A 22,816-nucleotide genomic window follows, 5' to 3' on the forward strand; every position below is an offset into this window, starting at 1 on the left:
GTCGGCTCGCTCATATTCGCTTCGGATCGATCCCCCGCTCCCGCCATGACGGCGGCGGCGGGGCGGTCAGAATCAGCGGCCTCGACGTCGAGGGATGCCGCACCTGTAAGGACTGAGCGTGCAGGGCGATCCCCGGCGCGAAGTCTGATCGAGCGCCGTAGAGGGCGTCTCCCACGATCGGCGTCCCTCGCGCTGCGGCCTGCACTCGCAGTTGATGCGTGCGGCCGGTCTCGGGCCAGAGCCGCAGCCAGCGGAGCCCGTCTGGAAGAGTCGCAGACGCGTCGACCGAGACGCGCGTTCGCGCTTCGCGGGCTCTTGGCATACCCTCGGCGACGACGTGAATCAGCCCGGCCGCATCGGTTGCGACGGTCAGCCAGTCCAGCCAGACGTCGCCGATGGGCGGCAGCGGCGACGGCCTTTCAACGGCCGTCGTTTCATCGGGCGTCTCGACGATCGCCCAGTATTCCTTGACCGTCTGCCGCTTCTCGAACTGGCTCGCCAGTCGTCGCGCGGCTTTCGGAGTCTTGGCCCAGAGCAAGACCCCCGACACCGGCCGGTCGAGGCGGTGAACGATGCCTACATAGGCTGATTCGGGTGAATTGGGAGCCAGGTGAAGCCGCACGTCCTGTTCAAGGGTGGTCTCGCCGGCGGGAGCCCACGTCCCCTGCGTCGGTTGGCCGGCCGGCTTGAACACGCCCAGGCAATGCTCGTCCTCAAAGAGGACGTGGAGGCCGGCGTTCATTGGGGGGCGTCGGACGGTGGGTTCGCCCTGAGATCCTTCGTCAGCGACTGCGAGCCGGTTTCGTTCGACCGCATCAAGCCCTCGGCCAGATCGGCGGGAGTGGCGTCCTGAGTTGGGTCGAGGCCCGATGTGCCCGGCGGGCCGTACTTGTTCGAGGTCGGTTGCGCAATCCTCTCGCCGGCCGTCGGAGTGCCGAAGATCGCCGGCTTCGAAGCGCGGACGAGGCGGTCGTCGCCGGAAGCCCCCGGCGCGGCGTTGAACGAGTTCATGTTCGAGGGGCCGACGGCGGGATGGGGTTCGTTGCTGAAGCCGACGGTAGGGGGGGCCCCGCCTGTCCGGGAGTAAGCCCTGCCGGGCGGAACCTCGCTCTTGGTGCTCCGGCAGCCGGCCGCCGCCATGATCGCCAGAACTAGGACGCCCCCGATCCGAAGACGCATGAAAGGAACGTCGGGTCGATCCATCGACGGAACCTCCAACCACCCGCGAAACGCAAAACGGACGCTCCGGGCGCAGCGGCCCGGGCGTCCGGATGATAGCGATCGCGAGGAGGCGGTCAAGTCAGGCCGACCAGCCCCCGTTGCGGGCTCACTTCTTGGCGGCCTCGTAAAGCCGGCCGACCTCGGTCCAGTCGATCACGTTCCAGAAGGCCGTGATGTATTCAGGCCGACGGTTCTGATACTTGAGGTAGTAGGCGTGCTCCCAGACGTCGAGACCGAGGAGCGGGGTGGCCCCTTCCATGATCGGACTGTCCTGGTTGGCCGTCGAGGTGACGGCCAGCTTGCCGTCCTTGCCGACCGACAGCCAGGCCCAGCCGGAGCCGAACCGAGTCGTGGCGGCCTTGGTGAAGGCCTCCTTGAACGCGGCGAAACCGCCGAGTTCCGAGGCGATCGCGTCGGCCAGGGCGCCCTTGGGCTCGCCGCCGCCGCCGGGGCCAATGATCTTCCAGAAGAACGAGTGGTTGGCGTGTCCGCCGCCGTTGTTCCGCACCGCCGTCCGGATCGACTCAGGGACCGCGTTCAGGTCGGCGATCAGTTCCTCGATCGGCTTCCCCTGAAGGCTGGGCTGGTCCTTGAGGGCGGCGTTGAGGTTGTTGACGTAGGCGGCGTGGTGCTTGTCGTGGTGGATCTCCATCGTCTTGGCGTCGATGTGAGGCTCCAGCGCGCCGAAGTCGTAGGTCAGCGGGGGCACGGTGTATTCGGCCATAATCCTGTCGCTCCTTGTTCCCTGGGGCTGCGGCCCCCGGCCGGCCTGATCGCCGCCGGCGGGCGGGCCCAACGTCCCGGACAAACTACCATAGCCCGGACCGGTTCTCCAGGAATCGGAGGCAAGTCCCGCGCCGCCCGTCGCTTCCGATCAGGCCGTCGCCGACCGCAAAGCCAGAGCCCAGGCGTCGGCCGCGGCGCGAGCCGTGAGGGCCGGCGACGCTTCCTGACGAGCCGTCCGACGAACCGTGGTCGCCGACTTGCTGATGCTCAGCGAGTAGCTGGCGACGCTCGATCCGTCCGATGACTGGATCCGGACGATCAACGACGAGTTCCTCGGTGCGTTGGTTCTGGCCGAACCGCTCCCCTGAGCGACGACCCGCCCTCGACCGTTCAGGATCTGCACCACGGTCCCCGGCGCCGAAACCTGATAGACGCCGGCCGCGCCGGCCTGGAACGAGTAGTAGTCGACGTCGCCCGTCGTCAGCGTGAGGCTGGCGATGGTCGTCGAAACGGTCTTCCCCAGCTTGGTGGCCCTGGACGTGGTGTTGTTGGACTCAAAGCGATCGGCGGAGACGACGACCGGCGTGTAGATCGGCCCCGAGGGGGTCGACGTGACGGGCGTTGTGGTCGGACTCGTGACGACCGGCGAGGGAGTCGAGGTGACGGGCGTTGAGACCTGAGGCGCCTTCGACATCGAAACCGTCAGGCTGTAGGCGCCGACGGAGAAAACGTCGCGTGTAGCCCCCGTCACAGCCACGTAGTAGCGATGGCCCGCGACGATCGACCCCATGGAAGCCTTGGCGTCGTTGCTCCACTTGCTCGCGTCGGAGGCCTGGCCGAGCAGCGTTCCGTTCTCGTCGAAGACCTTGACCAGCGGGCTGAGCATGCTCACGTTCGAGGCTGAGGCGATGACCTGCCAGGAGCCGCTCGCGTAGCTCGGGGCGACGAAGCTGAACCACTCCACGTCGCCGATCGCCGTGAGGGACGCACCGTACGCGGTTGACGTCTGAGTCGTCTGAACGGCGGGCGATAGGTCGATGGGCTTCGCGGCGCTGAGCCCGTAACCGGCGTTCTGGTAGACGTCCAGCTTGCGGGCGCCGTAGATGGCCTGGATCCCCGCGATGTCGCCGTCGTCCAGACCGCCGACCTCGCCGCCGTAGACGGGACGCATCACTTCCTGATCGTTGGGCGTGTGGGCCAGCCCCAGCGCGTGGCCGGTCTCGTGCAGGACAACGCTGTACAGGTCGTACTGGGTCCCAATGGAGTATGACATGCCGAGATTGATCTCAACATCCCCGCCGGCCGTCGATCCCATCGGCGGCGGATAGTACGTCTGGGCGAGGGTCTGCGTGTCGTTCACCAACACATCGCCGCCGATCCGGATGTCGCCGAAGCGGGAGTCTCCCTGCTGCGCTCCGGGCATGTTCTCCGGGTAGGCTCCGTCCAAAACTGGAACGATGTTGATGTTCGCCGACGCCTGCCAGGTGGCCAGGGCCCGGGCGATCTCGCGCTGCCACACCCCGGCCCCGAACTTGGCGTTGAACGCCGAGTTGATCCCGTTCGTGCCGCTGATCCACTGGACGCCGTCCGGCGCGATGCTGTAGGTGATCCGGGAGGGGTTCGCCCAACTGGCGCCCGAAAGGACGTAATCGTACCCCTCCGTCGCCATCAGCGCCCGGACTTCAAGCACCTCCAACGCCGAGGGCCAACGACGCGGCACTCGCTGGAGTTTCGCCTCGCCCCATCCTCTAACCCGCCGCACAACCTCCTTGTACGTCTTCCAGGACCTCTCTCCGAGAGCCCGCATGGGAAGCCCAAGCATGTGCACCCCGCTGGTCGTCGGGCTCGGCTGAGGATCCGGGTGCAGGAGAGTTTTGAACCATCCGACCGCCGCCGAGTTCCAAGACGCCTGGATCGCGTCTCAAACCGTCGATGACCGTGGATCGTCCCCGTCTCCTTGGCCCTTTCGCCAGCCCTAGCCGCTTCGCCTGCATCAGCCCTCCCTGTTCCAAGCCCCACATCCCTGGCAAAGCCAATCGCCGTCGCCGGCGGCGCTTCCCCTTGGGGGTTTCCCATGACTGTCGAGAAATCGAGATACACAGAGGTTTTCGATTACAGCGATCTCGACCGCATTACCGCATGCCCGAGGACTGCCGAATTTCCCTGTGATTCCTCCGATACAGGAAAACTAGAGCGCGATTCCAGAGATCATCTAAAGAATCCGGAGAGGCCCGCCGACACAGGCCGGACGACCCTACCCCACCGCGCCGACGGTACCGGTCATGCGGATTGCTCCAACGCGATAGTGAACACACCGTCATTGGCTCATGGGGCCAATTCATCAACCGCCGCCCGGGCCGTTCCCCGAAGACTTGCGACGCCCTGTCGGGAGGGATAGGTTGAGCGTGTCCGTCGCCTTTTCCGTCGGCGACGCCCCACTCGCGTCGAGGCCCTGCATGCGAGCCAACGAACCGGTCGATCCTCGCGACGCTTACGGAGCCTTCATCCGACGTCAGCCCAAACCGTCGCCCCCGCCGACGAACGCCTCGGGCTGGGACGAACATCTGAGAAAGGTCCGAAAGGGCCTGTACGAAGCGCTTGGCCTCGACCACGTTAAGGGCTGCGACCTCGCTCCCGAAGTCCTCGGGGTGGTGGAGCGGGACGACTACGTCATTGAACGACTGACGTTCCAGAGTCAGCCGGACGTACGGGTTACGGCGAACCTTTACCGTCCTCGACGCCAGGACGGACCCGCTCCCGGCGTGCTCTGCGTCCACGGCCACTGGCCCTGGGCCCGAATCGATCCGACCGTGCAAGCTCGTTGCATCGGCCTGGCGAAGCTCGGGTACATCTGTCTCTGCGTCGACGCCTTCGGAGCCGGGGAACGAGCCCCGATCCCGGCGCGGGGGACTTACCACGGCGGCCCCCCCGCGGGCATGCTCTGGGCGGCCGGCGTCCCGCTCATCGGGCTTCAGGTTCACGATAACCGCCGGGCCGTCGACTACCTGACCTCCCGCGCGGAAGTCGATCCCACGCGGTTGGCGATCACCGGCGCTTCCGGCGGCGGCAACCAGACGCTCTACGCCGGGGCTCTCGACGATCGCTTCACGGCCGTCGTCCCCGTCTGCGGCGTCGGAACTTATGAGGCCTACCTGGAGACCGCGTGCTGCGTCTGCGAGGTCGTCCCGGGCGGCCTGAAGTTCGCCCGCACCGGCGACGTTCTGGCGATGATCGCGCCTCGGGCCCTGCTGGTCGTCAGCGCTCTTCAGGACTCTCCCCAGTTCAGCTTTGGGGAAGCCGCCAAGAGCGTCGCCCGCGCCCGGTCTCGCTTCGAGGCACTCGGCGCGGGGGATCGCCTGCGACACGTCGGGATCGATTCCAAGCACGACTACAACCAGCCGATGCGCGAGGCCATGTACGGCTGGCTCGACCGATGGCTGCGCGGCAAGGGAGATGGCTCGCCCGTCGCCGAACCGATGATCGTCACCGAGGACCCCGAGACGCTCCGGTGCTACCCGGACGGTCCGTCACGGCCGAAGTCGATCGTCTCCGTCCCGGAATTCGGCCGTCGCCAGGCCGCGGCCCTACTCGCCGCCCTTCCGCCGCCGCCCGACCATCGAGAAGCCTGGGAGGCCGAGGCCGCAACCCTCCGCGCCGATTTAGCGGAGGTGCTCGGCGGCCTGCCGGAAACGGCGCCGAGAGTCTTGCGAACAAGCTACGACCCCGCACGACGACTCGCGACGATCGAGATGGAACCCGAGCCCGGACTGATGCTTCGGGGCTACCTATCACTCCCTGAGCCCTCCGCCGTCGATCCGCCGAGCGTCGTGATCCACGCGAGCGAGGAAGAGGTTACGGCCGAGGCCGCTCAGGAACGGGGCATGCGTCGAACCGGCAAGGCCGGCCTGGCCGTCGCGACCGTCGAGCTGCGAGCCCTGGGGAGACTCAAGCCGGCGACCTCCCGAGTGGCCAACGCGGCCGACCACAACGAGGCCGAATGGGGGGTCTGGATAGGCCGCCCCCTGCTCGGCCAATGGGTCTATGACCTGCTCCAGTGGATCGAAGTCGTGACAGACGTCGTCGACCGGCTGCCAGAAGCGGCGAGTTTCCGCCGAGCGCCGATTTCGCTCCAGGGCCAGGGAGTGGCCGGCATCGCGGCCATCCTCGCGTCGCCGTACGCTCCGGGCGTCGCGAACGTGACCGCCGACTTCGCTCCAGTGCAACTTGCCGAAGGCTCGCCGACGGCGCAGAAATCGATCCGAATGGGTGCACTCGCCCCTAACCTCTTGAGGCTTGGCGACATCGGCCGACTGGCCTCCCTCGCGGCGCCGCGAGGGCTAGAGGTCTCTTACGACGTGGGGCCCGACGGGGCTTCCCTTTGGCCGTTCGAGATCCTTCCGGAGTTCGCTCACACCCAGGCCGTCTATCGGCTCTATGACGCGGAGGATCGGTTCTCGATCCAGGCTCCCGGGAAATGAGCATCGGCCGCAAATCGAAGCGGTTCGGCGACGTCCTGGTCCGACCGAGGGGGTTTTGACGCCGATAAAGAGGAGCTTCGCGCGCCGGGCGCATTGACGGGTGTCGGGGACTTCCGATAATTAAAGAGATATCGGGAAATGTGCCCTGTCGCCCGGTCGAGGTTCCTTGTCCCTCGACCGGAATGCGAGCCCGCGCGGATCAGCCCGTCCCCATTCGATCCCGCTCTCCCCATCTCGGACGGCCCATGCAAGACCAACCGATCTCAATCCCTCGCATCGATCTGGAACGCCCCCCCGCTCGTTCATCGATCTTGGGACGGCTCGCGGGGTTGCTCAGCGTGCTCGGTGTGCTCGGGGCCGGAGCCTGGGCGTGGGAGCAAGGTTATCGCCCCTCGTGGCTCCAGAGCAACCAGGCCCTCCCGTTCGAACTGGTCGAGGTCGACCGTGGCGACATCGCCGATTACGTCGTCGAATACGGAACCGTGGAGAGCGCGTCGGACGCCGTCGTTCGTTGCCAGGTTGAAGCTCTGATCGGCCTGGTCGGCGGCAGTAATTCGAACGGCACGACCAAGGGCTCAGGCTCGACCTCTGGCTCGACTCAATCGTCGAGCTCTCAATCCACGACGCCCACCACCACAACGTCTTCCACCAAAAGCTCATCCTCGTCGACGGCCAAGAGCGGATCGAGTACGAGCGGGTCGAGTACGAGCAAATCGAGCACGAGCGGGACGTCCGGGACGAGCTCTTCAAGCACCACGTCCTCAAGCTCCAGCACTTCGTCCTCAAGCTCCTCGGGAACCTCGACGAGCAAGAAGCCGACGATCCGCAGCTTCAACTACACGGTCGCCAAGTACACCCCCCTGAAGCGGACGACCGCGACCTCGAAATCATCGTCGACGTCCGGCAGCAATTCCGGTTCGAGTGGTTCGGGCGGCGGCGGAGGAGGCGGCGGCGGCCGAGGCGGTCGCGGCGGCGGAGGCGGCGGCGGGATGGAGGAGAAGCCCGGGTCGACCCGAATCATCTCGATCCTCCCTGAGGGAACTCACGTCAAGCCGGGGGACGTGGTCTGCGAGTTGGACTCGGCCTCTTATCGCGATGAGGTGAAGGCTCAGCAGGTCCGCTGGCTCCAGGCCAAGTCGTTCGTCGAACAGGCGAATGCGAACCTCGCCGTCAACGAGATCACCTTGCGCGAGTATCGCGACGGGATCTATCCGCAGGACATGCAGCTCATCCGTCAGTATGTGCAAACCTGCGAGATCGACCGCGACCGCGCCGCCCGCAACGTCGAGTGGTCGCGCACGGTGCAACAAAAGGGCCTCCGCACCAGCTCCCAGCTCAAGGCCGACGAGCTCTCCCTCGACCAGACCGATTTCGTCCTCAGCGAGGCCAAGGGGATGCTCGAACGGCTGGAGAAGTACACCGGCCCGAAGAACCTCAAGGAACTTGAGGCCAAGCTAGCCTCGATCCGCGCGGACAAGCTCGCCCAGGACGCCAGCTTCGCCCTCGAGGACGAACGCCTCCGCCGGCTGGAGAAGAACGTCGCGGCCTGCACCCTCCGCGCGCCGGGCGAGGGCATCGTGGTTTACGTCAACCAGACTAACGGCTGGGGACGCACCGAAGCAGGCATTCAGGAAGGGGTGACGGTCCGACAGGACCAGCCCATCTTCCAGCTCCCCGACCCGAAGCGGATGCGGATCAAGGCCCGAATCAACGAGACGAAGGTTTCACTCCTGCGTCCGGGACAGGGCTGCACGATCCGAATCGATGCATTCCCCGACCGCCCGCTTCAAGGCAAGGTGACCGACGTCACGGCAATCGCAGCCCCGGTCAACGGCCCGTTGTCCGACGTCCGCGGCTATTACGCCCTGATCGACGTCGTCGACGGCTTCGAGGACCTTCGCCCCGGCCTCAGCGCTGAGGTCTCCTTCCTGCACGACCGTCGTTTGCATGTCGAGCGCGTCCCCCTGAACTCCGTCCGCCAGGTTGGAGGCCAGTCGTTCGTGGCCGTTCATGAGCCGGCCTCTGGCCCCGAGGGTAAGCCGGCCTACCGATGGCAAAAGGTCGACCTGGGCCTGAGTGATTCGGATTACGTCGAGGTCGTCTCGGGCGTCCGCCAGGGAGACCGCGTGATCGCCGACCCGACCACGCTGGCTCCCCCCTCCCCGACCAAGCCCGGTTCGTCGGGCTCGGAGGTCGCTTCCGTCTCGCCTTGAGCGTTGGCCGATTAGAGATCGTCCGTTCCAGCCGCCGCGGCGACCAGATCGGCGACCGTCTCTTCCAGCAGAGGCTCGCCCCCGAAGGTCATGCCCAGCACCTGGATGCGGTCGGTCGCGATCTGATTCCGGGGCCGCGTGATCTCGCCCTCGATCGGTCCGTTCGTCCCGGAGAACCGTTGCGCCAACCGGGCGACCTCATACTCGGAGACGTAGCGATCACAGCAGTTGAACATGCGTCCCGAAACGGCCGAAGCATCCGCCTTGAGCAGCACCTCGACGGCTCGCGCCACGTCGGCGGCGTGGACCTCCTTGCCCCCCTTCCGACATTCGACCGGACGCCCCGCCACGACGTTGCGGATCAGCCTGAACCACTTGGAAGCCGTCGCCGGCCGCGCCATTCCGTAGACGCCGCTCGGCCGCAGCGAGCAGACGTTCAAACGCCCGCTCAATCCATAGCTGGCGACGAACGACTCGACTGCGGCCTTGTGCGCGCCGTAGTGGTTGCTGCTCCAGGTCGGGTGGGTCTCATCGAGGGGCCGGTCGGGCAGGATCTCGTCGTGCACGGCGCAAGAGGAGATGAAGACGACGCGGCCGACGCCCGCCTCGCGAGCCCGCTCGAAGAGTCGAATCGTCCCCACGACGTTGCGTTCGACGAACTCGACGACGTCCCCCTCCCCACCGCGAAAGGCTTGCCCCGGGCGGTCGAGCGCGGCGTGGACGAGGGCGTCGGCGCCACGGACCAACTCGCGGGCCGACCGATCATCGTCGAGGCCGCCTTCGATCCAGAGGATGTCGTCGGGGAGTCCGGCCAGATCGCTCGAAGGCCGCTGCCAACAGATAGGCTGATGTCCCAGAGCCGCCAGATGTGAGACGATGTAACGACCCACGAAGCCGGTCGCGCCCGTGACTGCGATCCTCATCAAACTCACCCTCCCTGCCCCTCGATCCGGCGGGCGGCGACCGCGAAGTCGGAGACGACGACCTTGGACCCCGCCCCACAGCCCGCCCCCGCCAATCAACCGTCGTCCACGCGGATCCGACGGTTCAAGCGGTTCATCTTACTCGCCACGCTTGCCGCCGTCGCCCTGACGATCGCGTCGTTCCGTGTCGGTCGCTACTATGCGGTCGAGACCTGGAACACCGTCCGCCGGGCCGTCATCTATCAAGTCACCGGCCTCACCCCGGACCGCGCCGAGATCGAGGCCGACTGGAAGCGCCGACGCAATCTGACGCTCCAAAGCACAGAGGAAACACTCCGGAAATTCTACGACGGCACCGATGAGAACATGCGGGCCCTCTTCCGCGTCGCGGGGATGGACCCCGAACACGGCCTGGTCCGATACGGCCGCGCGGACCAGACGTTCCTCATCTCCTCCAAGGTCTTCGAACGCGACGACTCGGGACGATCGTATCGATTCCTGCCCAATACGCGGTCGATCTGGCTCCGCCAGGTGGTGCTCCTCAACGGCCCATTCAGCCTCCTCCTGGTCCCCAACACCCCCGAGGTCCGCGAGGCCGCCGGCCGCGCGGGGGCGATCGTCGACGAGCCCTCGGCCACGACGACCAACTCATGGGGACTGCGAGGACCCGAGCCCGATCCCAGCGCCCCGCTTCGAGGGGTGATCCTGGGCGATTCGTTCATGCAGGGGATGTTCAGCCCCGACGATCAGACGCCGCCGGTCCACCTGGCTCGCCGCCTCTCCGAACTCCGCGGAACGGCCGTCTCCGTGGCCAACACCGGACATATGGGCTACTCGCCGGAACAGTATTTCTACTCGCTCAAGGAATACGGCGAGCGGATGAAGCCGCACTTCGTGGTGGTCAGCGTCTGCCCCAACGACTTCGGCAGCGAGTTCGACATTCTCCAGGGCCGTCCCGACTGGATCGCCGAGGCCGAATACTGGATCGAGCAGATCTACGGCTGGTGTCGGGCGCGGAATGTGACGTGCTTGGTCGTTCCGATCCCGAGCTTCCCGCAGGTGGAAAGCACGCGCAAGGACGGCTTTTACCCGGGGCTGGTGAACAACATCTTCCACGGGCCGCCCGCGAGTTACTGCGATCCGCTGGAACGATTCATCAACGAGAATTTGAAGCTGAAGATCAAGACGAGGGCCTCGGGCGGTTCCTTCTCCCGAAGCCCGCTGTACAACCGCCATATCGACGACGAACATCTGTCGCCGAAGGGCGCCGAGGTCTGGGCCGACGTCGTCGCGGAGCGGCTGTCGTTGTGGATGACGGCGACGGCGGACGGATCGCCCGCACCGCCGCCGCCGTCGGCGGTCACTTCTGGCTCATCTGCGAGCGAGCCCCGTCAATGAGCAGATCCCACTGGAAGGCCGGACCGGGGTCAGTCTTGTTGGTCTGAACGTGGTAGTGCCCCAGAACGCCCTGGTAGGCGTCGAACTCGGGCCGCGAAAGCGTGTCCAGCCGCAGCTTGCCCGAGGAATCGCGGGGATAGTCGCACTTGAGCTTGGGGAAGACGGTGCAAAGCGTCGCCGTGAGCTTGGTCAGGGCGTCGTACTGGGCCTTCGTGAGGTCGTACTGCTCCAGCGTCTCGCCGCGGATCTTGCCCGTGACGGGCTCGTTGCGGGCGGGGGCCAGCAGCGCGGAGGGGTTGTGGATGCCGTTCGCTTCCGGAGTGCCGGGGAGCTTGATCTTCACCAGGCCCTGGGCGTCCTTCTCATACCAACGGTCGCGGGATTCGGTCCGCCCCGGCGGATAGGCGCCCATGTTGGCGATCTCGATGCCGATCGACCGGCCGTTGGCGATCGTGGCGTGCCAGGCGGCCTCCTTGAGGTCGAGCGTCTGGTAGATCGTGCCGTCGACGTCGAGCATGAAATGGACGCTCAGCCCGCGATCGTCGTGGAGCACGCGGAAGCAGCGCTGGCTGGTGCCGCAGACGTCGTAGTGGATCACGAACTGGTCGACGACCCGCTGGAGCAGCGGCAGATCCCAGCCGCCGGACTGCACCTGCTTCAGCTCGGCCTCAGAGAGCCCCGCCTTGCGGACGCCGAAGCGCGTCGCCGGCAGATCGGCCTTCTTCTTGTCGGGCGCGCTGAAGTGGGGATCGACGCGATAGGCGTCATACCCGCCCGGATCAGTCCAGAGGACCACCGGCGTCGAGGTGTGGAAAAGCTGGCCGGCGACGACGATCTCGTCGCCCTGACGTTCCAGCCGAGCGCCCGGCTTCGGGGCGTCGGCGGCCTGCGCGGCGGCCGCGAAGGCCAGAATCCCGAAAGCCGCGGCCAAAGCGCGAGGCAACGTTCGAAACGAGGAAGGGAGCAAAACGATCTCCTTGCTTGCTTCCGGCGTTGAGGCGGGACTGACGAGGAGGAGGCATGGGGCTGGACTCGCGGCCGGGCGCGAATCACAATTGATTTTCAGCCGGAGCGAAGGACGAAACAAGTGGAATTGCATACCATGATCGAATCAACCGTCTTGCAGATCTTCAAGCGACGCCTTCCTTCGGCTCGGCGGCGCGCCGTCGCGGCCGCCACGATAGCGGCCCTGATCCTGACCGCCGCCGGGGCCTCGGCGCAGCAGGCGACGCCCTCAACGACCCCTCCGGCGGAGCTTGGCGCCCGCATCGAAAAGCTCGTCAAGGAGCACAAGGGGAAGGCGACGGTCGCGCTGAAGAACCTCAAGACGGGCGAGACCTTCTCGATCAACCCCGACGAGCCGATGCCCACCGCCAGCCTCATCAAGTTCCCGGTCATGGTCGAGGCCTACCGCCAGGCCGCCGAGGGAAAGATCGACCTGAACGCGCCGGTCACGCTGCGCAAGAAGGACATGGTGCCGGGCTCGGGCGTCCTGACCTACCACTTCTCCGACGGCGCCACCTTCCCGCTCGTCGACGCCGTCCACCTGATGATCACCTACTCAGACAATACGGCGACCAACATCGTCCTGGACGCGGTCGGCATCGGCTCAACGGCCGCGACGATGGAGAAGCTCGGCTATCCCAACACCAAGATCCACTCCAAGGTCTTTCGTCGCGACACGTCGGTCTTCCCCGACCGCAGCAAGGTCTTCGGCCTGGGGAGCACCACGGCCGGCGAAATGGTCAAGCTGTTCGAGGCGCTCCAGGCCAAGAAGCTCGTCGATGAGAAGTCCAGCGAGGCCATGTGGAAGCACCTGCTCACCTGCGACGACAAGGCCAAGTTCCCCCGCTTCCTGCCGGCAGGCACGAAGGTGGCGTTCAAGACCGGCAGCGTTGACGAGGCCCGCACCTGCGCCGGGGTCATTGAGACCAAGGGGGGGCCCGTCGCTCTTTGCGTCATGACCAACGCCAACGAGGACCAGAGCTGGGGAGACGAGAACGCCGGCAACGTCCTCTGCGCCAAGACCGCCCGCGAAGTGTACGACTACTTCACGGCCAAGGCCCCCCCCTCCCCGACCGCCGCCGCATCCTCCGGCGAGGCCGCCGCGACCAAGTGACGACCGTTCCGCGGAACCACAGCCGGCCCGCAATGCGCCGGGCCGGCTGCACTCAACAGAAGAGGCGACGCCATGGGCTTTCTCAGCACGCTCCGGCACCTGCTGACCGACCATTCCCACGCCGAGCGCTCTGAGGAGTCGCTCGAACGGTTCCGCAACGCCTGGGGCCTCGACGACGAGGCCGCCGTCGCCGGCGATTCACCCGCCGACCAGGTCGCCTCGGAATACGACCGGACGCAGTGGCGGCGCAAGCTGCACCACATCTTCGAGAAGGACCCCGCGTCCGACACCGAATGGCCCACCCTCATGCGCGAGGCCAAGGCCCTGAACCTCGACGACGCCTGGGTCGACGCCGCCATGCGCGAGGAGTTCACGATGATGATCCGAAGCCTGATCGCCGACCGACGCCTCAGCGAGGACGACCAGGAACGCCTCGAGGCCGTCCGCAAGCGCATGGAGATGACCGAGGAAGAAGCCGCCGGCCTCGTTCAGTCCGTCGTCGCCGACGCCCGCCGCTTCTTCGGGGGAGACGTCGTCATCGAACATTGAGGAGACGGGCTATTTCAAAGTTCCCGGCAGCGCCTGCGGCTTCCCCTCGCGGTCGACGCAGGCGAGCGTCGTGCGACCCTCGGCGAGCAGTTCATTCTCGCGGAACAGCTTGTATTCGTGAACGATCTTGACGTGCGTCACCCGCGCGACCGACGTGCGCAACGTCAAGAGGTCGTCGTAGCGGGCCGAGCGCCGGAACTTGCACTCCAGGTCGACGATGACCAGGAAGAAGCCGGCGTCCTCGATTTCCCGATAGTTTTCACCTCGGGCGCGCAGCAACTCGGTACGGCCGATCTCGAAGTAGACGGCGTAGTTGGCGTGGTGCAAAAGCCCCATACGGTCGGTCTCGGCGTACCGAACCCGAATCTGAGTCTCGCAGCTATCGACCTCGCTCATCACCTCGCCTTTCGCAACAGATCGAACACCCCGGACGGCCTGCGGCTCATCGCCGCTCAGCCCCGGCAGCCTGGGCGGTCGGCCCGGCGTCGGGGGGAGTCACCACGATGAGAGGGTACGGGTCGTACGGCCAGGCCTCGCGGCTGGGGTTGCCGGGACGATATCCCGATTCGACCCAGCGCCGAAACGCCGTGGGATTATGCTCCAGGCCCTGGCTCTTCAACCAGGCCTCGTACTGGTCGACCGCCTCGGACATGATCCGACCGTCGCCGACCGGAACGTAAAGGTATCGAACCGTGAACTGGGCGCGTGCGTCCTCAAGGGTCGAACCCTCGCGGAGCAGTTCGGCGATCGCCGAGACCAGGCCCGTCCGTTCCGAGCCCCAGGCGCAATGGATCAAGACCGGGGGACGCATCTCGTCGAGCGCCTTCACCAGCGTCCGAAGCTGAACGCGGGACATCCAGACGCACGAGGAAAGCGAGACGTCGACCTGCGTGGCTCCGGCGGAGGTCGTCGCGTCGCGCTCGGCGCGATACCAGGCCTCGTCCGGATTCGGCCCACGAAGGTTCAGGACGGTTTTGACGCCGTGCTCACGAATGGTCTTTGAGAGCCTGCCCGACGACATCTGAGCCGATCGGAGGATCTTCCCCGGCTGCACGGTCCCGAAGTTGTCGTTCGCCAGGTCCCAGCCGATCCAGGCCGCCGCCGCCAGGAACGGCAAGGCGATCGTCGCCAGGATCCTGCGGACGAGCCGCCTGCGCATGCTTGCCACTCCCGACCTCCCACGAATCCTTTTCCGGGTCGGGCGTGAGCGTCGCCTGAACCCTTGCGAACTCTTCGATCAAGAACTGGTCGTTCCGGTCAACCAGGGCGTCGGGCCGAGCCCAGGGATAGGCCGAGATCGTCTCCCAGGCCTGCTTCGCCGTATAGCCCTGGTGGCGGATGAGGTAGGCCGCGTGGGCCAGGCTGGTCCGATGGTGGCCGGCGACGCAATGGAAGAAGACCGGCTGTCGATCCGGGTCGGCCAGCAGGTCGGCGGCGATCGCCATCTGCTCGACCGTCGCCCGAGACCCGCGCATCGGCACGATCACCCAGTCCAGTCCCTGGTCGCGGACAACGCGACTCTGCCCGACGAACTTCTCGTCCGTGGTGTTGATCGCCGTCAGGGTGACGATCGTCTTGATCTTCTCGCGCGCGACAATCCGGCGCAGGGGGCCGGGCTGCTGCCAGGCGCCGCGAACCAATCGGCCGGGCTCGACGATCTGGACCCGTTTCTCGACCCAGTAGTCGCGGGAGGCGACGGCGAGAGCCGCTACGGCCGCGATCGTCAGACCGAGCGCGCCGAGAATCCAGGGAAGCGATCGGCGACGAACCACGCTGGCTCCTTCCGGCGGGGCGGCGGGCGCGGGCGACGGCCTTGCCGCCCGAGGATCCATCCTCGGCATCAGCCCGAGTCCGCGGGCATTGTAGCCACGGGCCTTGCAGCGGCAAGATCAACCTCGCCGCGCAAAGAAACGGCCCCCGAGATCGAGGGCCGAAAAAAAGTTCAGCAGTGGTGCGGTCACTCGCCGGAGGGCTGCGTCTGGCGCGGGGTCCGCGGGCGACGAGTCGGCTCGGCGTCCATCGCGGCCAGATAGCGGGAGGTCTCGCTCTGCACGGGCGGCGGGATGATCGGCAGAAGACGGAATGATTCCTCAACGATCCGAGCGATGCCGTCGGCCATCGGCGAAGCCAGCAGGAGCCGGAACTTTTCGATCAGTTCCTCGCCGCGCTCCGAAGAGGGAAGACGATCAACGGTCACCAGAGTTCCAAGATGGGTCGATCCCACCGTCGACTCTCCGGTCTCACCCTGGTCGCCAAGCAACGGGGTCGAATCCAGCAGAACTTCAAGCGGCACTCCCAAGGCTCGGGAGATCCGCCGCAGCGTCCCCGCCTGAGGCTTGCTCGTATTGCCGCGCTCGATCTGATAGAGGGCCGTCCGGGAGATCTTCGCGCGGCTTGCCAACTCGTCGGGGCCCCACCCCTTGGCGTAACGCAGATCGCGAATCCGTTTTGCAAGGTTCATGGAACGTCTCGTTTCTTCCCGCAGGATGCAAAAGCCAGGAGATCGAGATGACTGAAAAGGGGGAAGATCCACAGCCCCGTCCGCATCTCTACCTTATGAATGTGATATTACGACGGCTCCAAAAAAAATCAATTGCGAAACGAGTCAAATCGCCTAAGAAGTGGAGTCGCATCAATAAAATTCCGCTAATACACAACCAAATCAACTCCACGATGCAAGCAGTCCCCTTTCCTGCCAGTTCCTCCTCCCGGCCCGTCTCGATTGTCGGGGCGTTTCAACGAAAGTCCAATCGGGATGTAGGATTTCGACGCCGAGCACGCATATTCCGACCTTATTCGGAGGGGGTCCTAAGGCTCTCTCCCCCTGGATCGAATCCAGACAGCCGAACCCCTTCGGCGTGTCCCCCTGAGGTGGGTGCCGAGATCGGTATCCATTCGACTTTCTTTAGCAAATTCTCAGATCGGCTTGGATGACTGCAAACAAAAGGCATCGCTTTCTGCACAGTGCTGCGTAGGCGCGATTCGACATGGATCATATCGAATCGTATGGTTGTGTCCGATGTCATCTGGATGGCTCCTGGGGGGCGTCCAAGATTTCGGCGAATTCTTTGTAATATTCGCAGCGGCCTTGCGTTGAAGTCGGAGGATGACGCCCGTTTGACCAAACAGTGACAGCAGTTGGAGACGTCGCCGCCTCGTGGTTTTGGACCGTGGTCCCCATTGAGACGGACATGACGACCAGAGTCGATCCCGGGACGTGGATGGTTCTCGGGAAGACGTCAAACCTGGACGAGGTCGAGATGAAAACCCATAACCGGTTGGTCCCGACGTTCCCCTGGCCCCGGGTCACGACGACGACCGAGGAACCCCAAGTCCCCGCCTATCGCGTCGGAGAGTTGTTCCAGGATGGTCGCGTCCGTTGGCCGGAATGCGTTCATTATGGCTACGGACCCTATGGTCATGAACTGACCCTGTTCGTCGCCGATCCGACCCATGAGGAAATCGACGACGTGCGCCAGGGTGACGCCCAATTCGCCCTAACCAACCTCGGTCCCGTTTTCTACTTCGCCTTCCGTTTCGGCGATTCGGCCGCCTGGCGGGACGTCCCATACGCCTGGCATGTCCAGCATCCCGAATCCCGAGCGACTCCGTCGGAGGCTGGCGCTCCGGAAGAACGGGCCCTCCTCTGGATCTCGCTCGTCGGCGCCGACGACGGCGTCATCCGCGCTCAGCGCGGAGTGACCCTCAGCCCGTCCTTCACCCGGACGCTCCACTGGGCCATCCTCGACCAGGTGAACACTCCTTTCGATCCCCTCGAGTGCACCCTGGCGATCGCCGAGACGTGCCGACTCCGGCCCAACGCCTCCCTGCGGCTCGTCCGGGCCTCCGCCTGGTCGCGCGGCAACTCCTGACGGTCGTCAACCGGCACTGAAGCCAAGCACGGCCGCCCAGAGATCCTCATATCGCTCGACCATCCGGGGGATTGAAAACTCCTCCTCGACGCGAAAGCGCCCCGCCTGGCCCAGGCGACGGCGCGTTTCGCGGTCGGCGGCGGCCTCAACGACCGCCGCCGCCAGGCTGCGCGGATCTCGGGCTGGGACGAGCCAGCCCGTCCGCCCAGGAACGACCAGTTCGTCGGTCCCCTCGACGGCCGTTGCGACCACCGGCAGCCCAGCGGCCATCGCCTCAAGAACGACGTTGGGCATCCCCTCCCAGTGGGAGGCGTGGATGAGCAGGTCGGCCGCCTTCATCAAAGAAGGGACGTCATCGCGACGTCCCAGGACGACGACCCTGCTCGACAACCCCGGCCGTCCGGCGACGTTCGACTCCAGCCAGCCGCGCAGGGGACCGTCCCCGACGATCGCCAGCCGGAGTCGGGGCGCGATCTTCGAGGCCTCCTCAACCGCGTCCAGCAGGTCGGGCAATCCTTTCTGAACGTCGAGCCGTCCCACGGTCAGAGCGAGAACGTCGTCGGTCGAAACTCCCAGATCGCCGCGTCGCGAGGGCGACGCGACATCAATCCGCCCAAGATCGACGCCGTTGGGGATGACCCTCAGCCGCGCGGGGTCGAGCCCTCCCTCCTCCACGCTGAAACGCCGAACTCCCTCCGAGACGCAGACCGACCCGCAACCCAACCGGCTGGTCAGTCGATCAACCGTCAAATGCCAGCCCTTCTGACGCTCGGCCACCCGCAATCCGCCCAGAACCCACGGGGATCCGGCCATCGGTGCGGCCAACCGCGACAGGATGTTGGCGTGGAAGAGAAAGCTCTGAACCAGAGCCGGCCGATGCCGTTTCAAGGTCGAAGCCAGCCTGGCGGCCCCTCGCAACAAACTGCGACGTCCCAGGCCCAGGCTTGTAACCGGAATGCCGGCCGATCGGATGCCCTCGGCCAGCGCCCCCTCGCCGCTGAGATTCACGACAGCGGGCGACCACCGACGCCGGTCCAGGCCGAGCGTCAGGCTCGTCAAAGCCCTTTCCGCCCCGCCGACGTCCAGATCGGTGATCGTCAAGGCGATGGGAACCGGGGCGTCGGGCCAGGGAAGAGGCGATCTCCGCGCGATCTCCAGGCGTCGCTTCAGGCTCTGCACGGTATACTCGTCACTTCGAATGGGAGGCCGGGCGGCGACGTCGGCGTCCGCCCCGTCCCGATCTTACCTGGGATCCGCAACGAGAGAGAGCCCGGCGGCCGTGTTGACCTCGGAATACGACTTCGACCTCCCCGACGAACTGATCGCCCAGCATCCGGTCGAGCCTCGCGACGCCTCTCGGTTGATGGTCGTCGATCGCCGGGCGGGGACGATCGCCCACCACCGGTTCGCCGAACTCCCAAGCCTGCTCTCGCCCGGCGACATCCTCGTTCGCAACGACTCCCGCGTCATCCCTGCGCGTCTGATCGGCCGACGAGCCGCGACGAAGGGTCGGTGGGAAGGCCTGTTCCTCGACGACCGGGTCGACGGAACCTGGGAAGTCCTGGCGCGGACCCGCGGCCGACCGGCCCTCGGCGAAAGCGTCGAAGTCGGTCCCGATCCCGGCCTGGCCCTCGTTCTGGAAGGACGCGGAGCCGGGGGCTCCTGGATCGTCCGCCCACGCCCTGGTCTCTCAGAAGATGCCGGTGCGACAACCTTCGATCTCCTGGCGAAGTACGGCCTGACTCCCCTGCCCCCCTACATCCGGCGCGGGTTGGGGACGGCCGAAGACATGGAACGTTACCAAACCGTCTACTCGCGAGCCCCCGGTTCGGTCGCCGCGCCGACGGCCGGCCTGCACTTCACGGACGAGGTTTTCGCCCGTCTCGCCGCTCGCGGAATCCCGACGGCCGACGTCACGCTCCATGTGGGCGTCGGCACGTTCCGGCCGATCGAGGTTGAGTCGATCGAGGCCCACAAGATGCACGCGGAGTGGGCCGAGGTGACGGCCGAAACGGCCGAAACGCTCGCCGCCGCACGTGCCGGCGGGGGCCGGATCGTGGCCGTGGGTACGACCTCGACCCGGACCCTGGAGACGGCCGCGGCGATGGGGGGGCTGCAAGCTTTCCGAGGGCGGACCGACATGTTCATCCGCCCTGGCCACGTCTTTCGAGCAGTCGACGCTCTGGTGACCAACTTCCACTTGCCCAAGAGCAGCCTGCTGGTGCTGGTCTCCGCTCTGGCGGGGACGGAATTGATCCGAACCGCCTACGCGGAAGCCATCCGCGAGCGATACCGCTTCTTTAGCTACGGCGACGCCATGCTGATCCTCGGCTGAGGCGGACTGGCCGGCCTCAGGTGCGAGGGACCAACTCGCCCATGCCGTCGACGTCGTGGGTGAGTTTGCGAAGGGCCTGGCTCTCAAGCTGCCGGACGCGTTCGCGGGTGAGGCCCAGTTGCTCGCCGACTTCGCGGAGAGTCATCGGATCAAAAGGTTCCAGGCCGAACCGCATCCGAACCACCGCGGCCTCGCGGCAGTCGAGCAGCTCCAGACGGCCGAAAATCTTCTCCAGGTCGTCGGCCTCGATCATCAATTCCTCGGGCCCTCGACCGCGGTCGTCGGTCAGGACGTCGTCGAGGATCTGCTTCTCGTCATCGGAACCTTCCATCTGGTGCGTCAGGTTGTTGACGCGAATCGCCTTGGTGACGATTCCGATCTTCTTCTTGGAGAGCTTCAGGGCCTTGCCGATCTCCTCGGGCGTCGGCTGCCGGCCGAGGCGATCGCCCAGGATGTTCGAGGCCCGCTTCCACTTCGCCAACAGACTGACCATGTACGCCGGGAGCCGGATCGGCTTGCCGTTGTTCATCACGGCGCGTCGAATCGATTGCTTGATCCAGTAGCTGGCATAGGTGCTGAAGCGGGTGTCCATCATCCCGTCGAATCCCTCGACGGCCCGCATCAAACCGAGATTCCCTTCCTCGATCAGGTCTTCCAGGTTCAGGCCCTTGCCTAGATAGCCCCGGGCGATATTCACCACGAGGCGGAGGTTGGCCTTCACCATGTGCTCGCGGGCGTAGGGATCGCCGGCGGCGACGCGTTCGGCGAGGGCCCGTTCCTCTTCGGCGGAGAGGAGCGGAGTTTCGTTGATGTCCTGGAGATAGATCTGCAACGGCGACCCGCCCAGGTCGCGCCGGCTGGTGCTCTTCGTGGGCATGATGAGGATGCTCCTGATGTCGTCCACGGCCCCGTGGCCCCCCGGCCCGGCCCGTCCGTTGATTACCGTAAGACGTCCTCAGCGCCGGTCAACTCGCCCCGCGATTGCATGGAAGAATTCATCCCGTCGGATCGACCGGGAGGCCGGCGAGGGGTCGGCGGAGGGGCAGGCTGGGGGATTTCGGCTCATCGTCGGTCGCAAGGCCTGCCGATGATCGGTGACGGACACGCCCTGGATCGGGGGCAGGAAGAAGCCGATCGAGCCGCCCTCAGGAGAAGGGATTCGTCATGTTCAAACTACGACACGCGGTGGCGGCCGTCGCCCTGGCCACGGGCGGGATCGGCTGCGCGACGTTCTGCGACGAGTGCGACGACTTTCCGATCCCCGGGCAGTTCGCCGCGATGCCGGGGTCCTATACGGGTCCGCCCCTGCAGGGCGACGCCCGCCGAGACGACGTGACACTCACGATGCCATCGCCCACCACCGCACGGGGCGTCGCGGAGTCGTTCGTCCCCAACGCCCCCCAGAGCGACGACGGCTCCGGCTCCAGCACGGGCGGCGCAGCCGCGAACATCCGTGGCGAGGGCGTTGCGCCTCCTCCCCCTCCGCCGATGCGGCCGCTGGAGCCCGTCCTGCCAAGGACGCCGGACGCGAACCTCCCCCAACTCCCCTGACCCCGACTCCGGTCGGAAGGAACCGAGCCATGGCCAGGAAGGCCCTCGTCGGACTCTCGTGCTTCGCCCTGGCCCTCGGCCTCACGGGTTGCACCTGGACTGGAAGCTATCAAGACTATCCGGCGTCGATGAACCGCCCGTACTCGGCCGCGCAGCATTCGCACGACCACGTTCAGGGGCACGGCCACAGCCACGACGCGGAGTGACGCGATCCTCGGTCGATCCCGGGATTCCGCCAAGCCCCGATTGACGCCGAGTACGGCCCTGTTCGAAAATCGACGCCCTGGGCGCGGCGTCCGCGTCCTGAATCCTCCGCGCCCGGGGCCGGACCTCCATGAAGCTCATCATCGCGATCATCCAGCCCACCAAGCTCGAAGCCGTCAAGGAGGCCCTTTCCAAGGTCGAGGTCTTTCGACTCACGATCATGGACGTCCAGGGCTTCGGCCGGCAAAAAGGCTACACGGAGGTCTACCGCGGCCATGAGGTCACGGTGAACCTCCTGCGCAAGATCGAGCTTCAAATCGCGGTCAACGAGGATTTCGTCGAGCCCACCGTCAGCGCCATCCTCGAAGCCGGCCGCAGCGGCCCCGACGGCAAGATCGGCGACGGCAAGATCTTCATCCTGCCGCTCGACGACTGCATCCGCATCCGCACCGGCGAACGCGGGCCGGAGGCCATCTGAAGCCGCCCCCGCCGCCCCCCTTGCAGCCCCCCTGGTGACGCCCTCATGATTTCCGCCGTGATCTTCGACTTCAACGGCGTCCTCGTCGACGACGAGTACGTTCACTTCGATCTTTTCCGCGAAGTCCTGGAGCAAGAGGGAGTCATCATCTCCTACCAGGACTACCACGACCGCTACCTCGGCTACGACGACGCGGGCTGCTTCGAACACGTCCTGGAAGATTTCGGCCAGACCTACGACGCCGCCCGGATCGCGGACATGATCGCGCGCAAGGGCCGTCGATACTTCGAAGTGGCTGAGAAGGGCCTGAAATACTTCCCGAATGCCGCGGAAACCGTTCGCCGCATGGCCGACCGCTATCCAGTGGCGATCAACTCGGGCGCGCTGCGGGCCGAGATCGAATTCACCCTCGACCGCCTGGGCCTGCGCGACTGCATCTCGGCCATCATCGCAGCCGAGGACGCCCACCACTGCAAGCCCGACCCCGCCGGCTACGTCCAGGCGTGGGAAGCGCTCCGCGCGAAGTACCCCGACCTGAACCTGGAAACGGCCGACTGCCTCGTGATCGAGGACAGCACGGCCGGCATCCAGTCGGCCAAGGGGGCCGGGATGAAGGCCGTGGGGATCACCCAGACCTACCCCGCCGACGATCTCCTCCGCGCCGGCGCCGACGCCACGATCGACGGCCTGGCCGCACTGACCCCTTCGTGGATCGACGAGACGTTCGCCGACGTCCCGGCCCGCTGATC

At 66.1% G+C, this 22,816-nt stretch carries 24 protein-coding genes; 11 read left to right on the forward strand and 13 right to left on the reverse strand.

The features are described 5' to 3' along the window. Positions 1–10: 10 nt before the first annotated feature. The 4 genes from G5C50_RS16090 to G5C50_RS16105 form a co-directional block, all read right to left on the reverse strand. On the reverse strand, positions 11–742 hold the full coding sequence (locus tag G5C50_RS16090; protein ID WP_165071017.1) for an RluA family pseudouridine synthase: 732 nt from the start codon (positions 740–742) through the stop codon (positions 11–13). Next, positions 739–1,203: a hypothetical protein gene (locus G5C50_RS16095; protein WP_165071019.1), complete on the reverse strand. Its 465-nt coding sequence runs from the start codon at positions 1,201–1,203 to the stop codon at positions 739–741. Before G5C50_RS16095 ends, G5C50_RS16090 begins: the two co-directional genes overlap by 4 nt. A gap of 124 nt (positions 1,204–1,327) precedes the next feature. Further along, complete coding sequence (locus G5C50_RS16100) at positions 1,328–1,945, reverse strand: superoxide dismutase (RefSeq protein WP_165071020.1); 618 nt, start codon at positions 1,943–1,945, stop codon at positions 1,328–1,330. A 150-nt stretch (positions 1,946–2,095) separates the two neighbouring features. Next, on the reverse strand, positions 2,096–3,769 hold the full coding sequence (locus tag G5C50_RS16105) for a matrixin family metalloprotease (RefSeq protein ID WP_165071022.1): 1,674 nt from the start codon (positions 3,767–3,769) through the stop codon (positions 2,096–2,098). Positions 3,770–4,403: 634 nt separating this feature from the next. Between G5C50_RS16105 and G5C50_RS16110 the strand changes: the two genes are divergently transcribed. Next, positions 4,404–6,425, forward strand: coding sequence for a S9 family peptidase (locus G5C50_RS16110; RefSeq protein WP_165071023.1), 2,022 nt, complete (start codon positions 4,404–4,406; stop codon positions 6,423–6,425). A 613-nt stretch (positions 6,426–7,038) separates the two neighbouring features. Here the strand turns inward: G5C50_RS16110 and G5C50_RS32680 are convergent. After that, positions 7,039–7,260: a hypothetical protein gene (locus G5C50_RS32680; protein WP_240907106.1), complete on the reverse strand. Its 222-nt coding sequence runs from the start codon at positions 7,258–7,260 to the stop codon at positions 7,039–7,041. A gap of 154 nt (positions 7,261–7,414) precedes the next feature. On the opposite strand from G5C50_RS32680, the gene G5C50_RS32685 reads away from it, so the two are divergent. Then, positions 7,415–8,638: an HlyD family secretion protein gene (locus tag G5C50_RS32685; RefSeq protein ID WP_240907107.1), complete on the forward strand. Its 1,224-nt coding sequence runs from the start codon at positions 7,415–7,417 to the stop codon at positions 8,636–8,638. A gap of 11 nt (positions 8,639–8,649) precedes the next feature. Here G5C50_RS32685 and G5C50_RS16120 read toward each other — a convergent pair whose 3' ends face one another. Next, complete coding sequence (locus G5C50_RS16120; protein ID WP_165071026.1) at positions 8,650–9,561, reverse strand: NAD-dependent epimerase/dehydratase family protein; 912 nt, start codon at positions 9,559–9,561, stop codon at positions 8,650–8,652. Positions 9,562–9,624: 63 nt separating this feature from the next. Between G5C50_RS16120 and G5C50_RS16125 the strand changes: the two genes are divergently transcribed. Next, on the forward strand, positions 9,625–10,959 hold the full coding sequence (locus G5C50_RS16125; RefSeq protein ID WP_165071027.1) for an SGNH/GDSL hydrolase family protein: 1,335 nt from the start codon (positions 9,625–9,627) through the stop codon (positions 10,957–10,959). Here the strand turns inward: G5C50_RS16125 and G5C50_RS16130 are convergent. After that, the gene (locus tag G5C50_RS16130) at positions 10,922–11,926 is read right to left on the reverse strand and encodes an N-acetylmuramoyl-L-alanine amidase (protein ID WP_240907108.1); all 1,005 of its coding nucleotides are present in this window, start codon (positions 11,924–11,926) and stop codon (positions 10,922–10,924) included. The genes G5C50_RS16125 and G5C50_RS16130 overlap by 38 nt on opposite strands. A gap of 135 nt (positions 11,927–12,061) precedes the next feature. Between G5C50_RS16130 and G5C50_RS16135 the strand changes: the two genes are divergently transcribed. Together G5C50_RS16135 and G5C50_RS16140 are read left to right on the forward strand one after the other, a co-directional pair. Beyond that, positions 12,062–13,078: a serine hydrolase gene (locus G5C50_RS16135; protein WP_165071030.1), complete on the forward strand. Its 1,017-nt coding sequence runs from the start codon at positions 12,062–12,064 to the stop codon at positions 13,076–13,078. Between the two features lie 72 nt (positions 13,079–13,150). Next, the gene (locus G5C50_RS16140; protein ID WP_165071031.1) at positions 13,151–13,627 is read left to right on the forward strand and encodes a hypothetical protein; all 477 of its coding nucleotides are present in this window, start codon (positions 13,151–13,153) and stop codon (positions 13,625–13,627) included. Positions 13,628–13,636: 9 nt separating this feature from the next. Here G5C50_RS16140 and G5C50_RS16145 read toward each other — a convergent pair whose 3' ends face one another. The 4 genes from G5C50_RS16145 to G5C50_RS16160 all read right to left on the reverse strand — a co-directional run bounded on the left by G5C50_RS16145 (position 13,637) and on the right by G5C50_RS16160 (position 16,088). Beyond that, positions 13,637–14,023, reverse strand: a complete 387-nt coding sequence (locus tag G5C50_RS16145; RefSeq protein ID WP_165071033.1) for an acyl-CoA thioesterase — start codon at positions 14,021–14,023, stop codon at positions 13,637–13,639. Between the two features lie 46 nt (positions 14,024–14,069). Next, a complete protein-coding gene (locus G5C50_RS16150) occupies positions 14,070–14,648 on the reverse strand; it encodes a tyrosine-protein phosphatase (protein ID WP_240907109.1) in 579 nt (192 codons plus the stop codon). Further along, positions 14,614–15,399 (reverse strand): protein-tyrosine phosphatase family protein, encoded by a 786-nt coding sequence (locus tag G5C50_RS16155; protein ID WP_165071035.1) that lies wholly within the window; start codon positions 15,397–15,399, stop codon positions 14,614–14,616. Before G5C50_RS16155 ends, G5C50_RS16150 begins: the two co-directional genes overlap by 35 nt. Before the next feature lie 185 nt (positions 15,400–15,584). Beyond that, on the reverse strand, positions 15,585–16,088 hold the full coding sequence (locus G5C50_RS16160; protein WP_165071037.1) for a helix-turn-helix domain-containing protein: 504 nt from the start codon (positions 16,086–16,088) through the stop codon (positions 15,585–15,587). A 799-nt stretch (positions 16,089–16,887) separates the two neighbouring features. On the opposite strand from G5C50_RS16160, the gene G5C50_RS16165 reads away from it, so the two are divergent. Beyond that, positions 16,888–17,499: a hypothetical protein gene (locus G5C50_RS16165; RefSeq protein ID WP_165071038.1), complete on the forward strand. Its 612-nt coding sequence runs from the start codon at positions 16,888–16,890 to the stop codon at positions 17,497–17,499. A gap of 6 nt (positions 17,500–17,505) precedes the next feature. On the opposite strand, the gene G5C50_RS16170 is transcribed toward G5C50_RS16165, so the two are convergent. Next, positions 17,506–18,678, reverse strand: a complete 1,173-nt coding sequence (locus G5C50_RS16170; RefSeq protein ID WP_165071040.1) for a glycosyltransferase — start codon at positions 18,676–18,678, stop codon at positions 17,506–17,508. A 100-nt stretch (positions 18,679–18,778) separates the two neighbouring features. Between G5C50_RS16170 and queA the strand changes: the two genes are divergently transcribed. Continuing rightward, a complete protein-coding gene (gene queA, locus G5C50_RS16175) occupies positions 18,779–19,834 on the forward strand; it encodes a tRNA preQ1(34) S-adenosylmethionine ribosyltransferase-isomerase QueA (RefSeq protein ID WP_165071041.1) in 1,056 nt (351 codons plus the stop codon). Positions 19,835–19,850: 16 nt separating this feature from the next. Here queA and G5C50_RS16180 read toward each other — a convergent pair whose 3' ends face one another. Further along, positions 19,851–20,711, reverse strand: a complete 861-nt coding sequence (locus tag G5C50_RS16180; protein WP_165071042.1) for a sigma-70 family RNA polymerase sigma factor — start codon at positions 20,709–20,711, stop codon at positions 19,851–19,853. A gap of 287 nt (positions 20,712–20,998) precedes the next feature. Between G5C50_RS16180 and G5C50_RS16185 the strand changes: the two genes are divergently transcribed. From G5C50_RS16185 to G5C50_RS16200, 4 genes are all read left to right on the forward strand, one after another. Next, on the forward strand, positions 20,999–21,385 hold the full coding sequence (locus tag G5C50_RS16185) for a hypothetical protein (protein WP_165071044.1): 387 nt from the start codon (positions 20,999–21,001) through the stop codon (positions 21,383–21,385). A 29-nt stretch (positions 21,386–21,414) separates the two neighbouring features. Then, complete coding sequence (locus tag G5C50_RS16190) at positions 21,415–21,591, forward strand: hypothetical protein (protein WP_165071045.1); 177 nt, start codon at positions 21,415–21,417, stop codon at positions 21,589–21,591. A gap of 128 nt (positions 21,592–21,719) precedes the next feature. Further along, a complete protein-coding gene (locus tag G5C50_RS16195) occupies positions 21,720–22,067 on the forward strand; it encodes a P-II family nitrogen regulator (RefSeq protein WP_165071046.1) in 348 nt (115 codons plus the stop codon). A gap of 45 nt (positions 22,068–22,112) precedes the next feature. Then, positions 22,113–22,814: an HAD family hydrolase gene (locus G5C50_RS16200; protein WP_165071048.1), complete on the forward strand. Its 702-nt coding sequence runs from the start codon at positions 22,113–22,115 to the stop codon at positions 22,812–22,814. Positions 22,815–22,816 lie beyond the last annotated feature (2 nt).

The sequence above is a fragment of the Paludisphaera rhizosphaerae genome (assembly GCF_011065895.1).
Lineage (GTDB): Bacteria > Planctomycetota > Planctomycetia > Isosphaerales > Isosphaeraceae > Paludisphaera > Paludisphaera rhizosphaerae.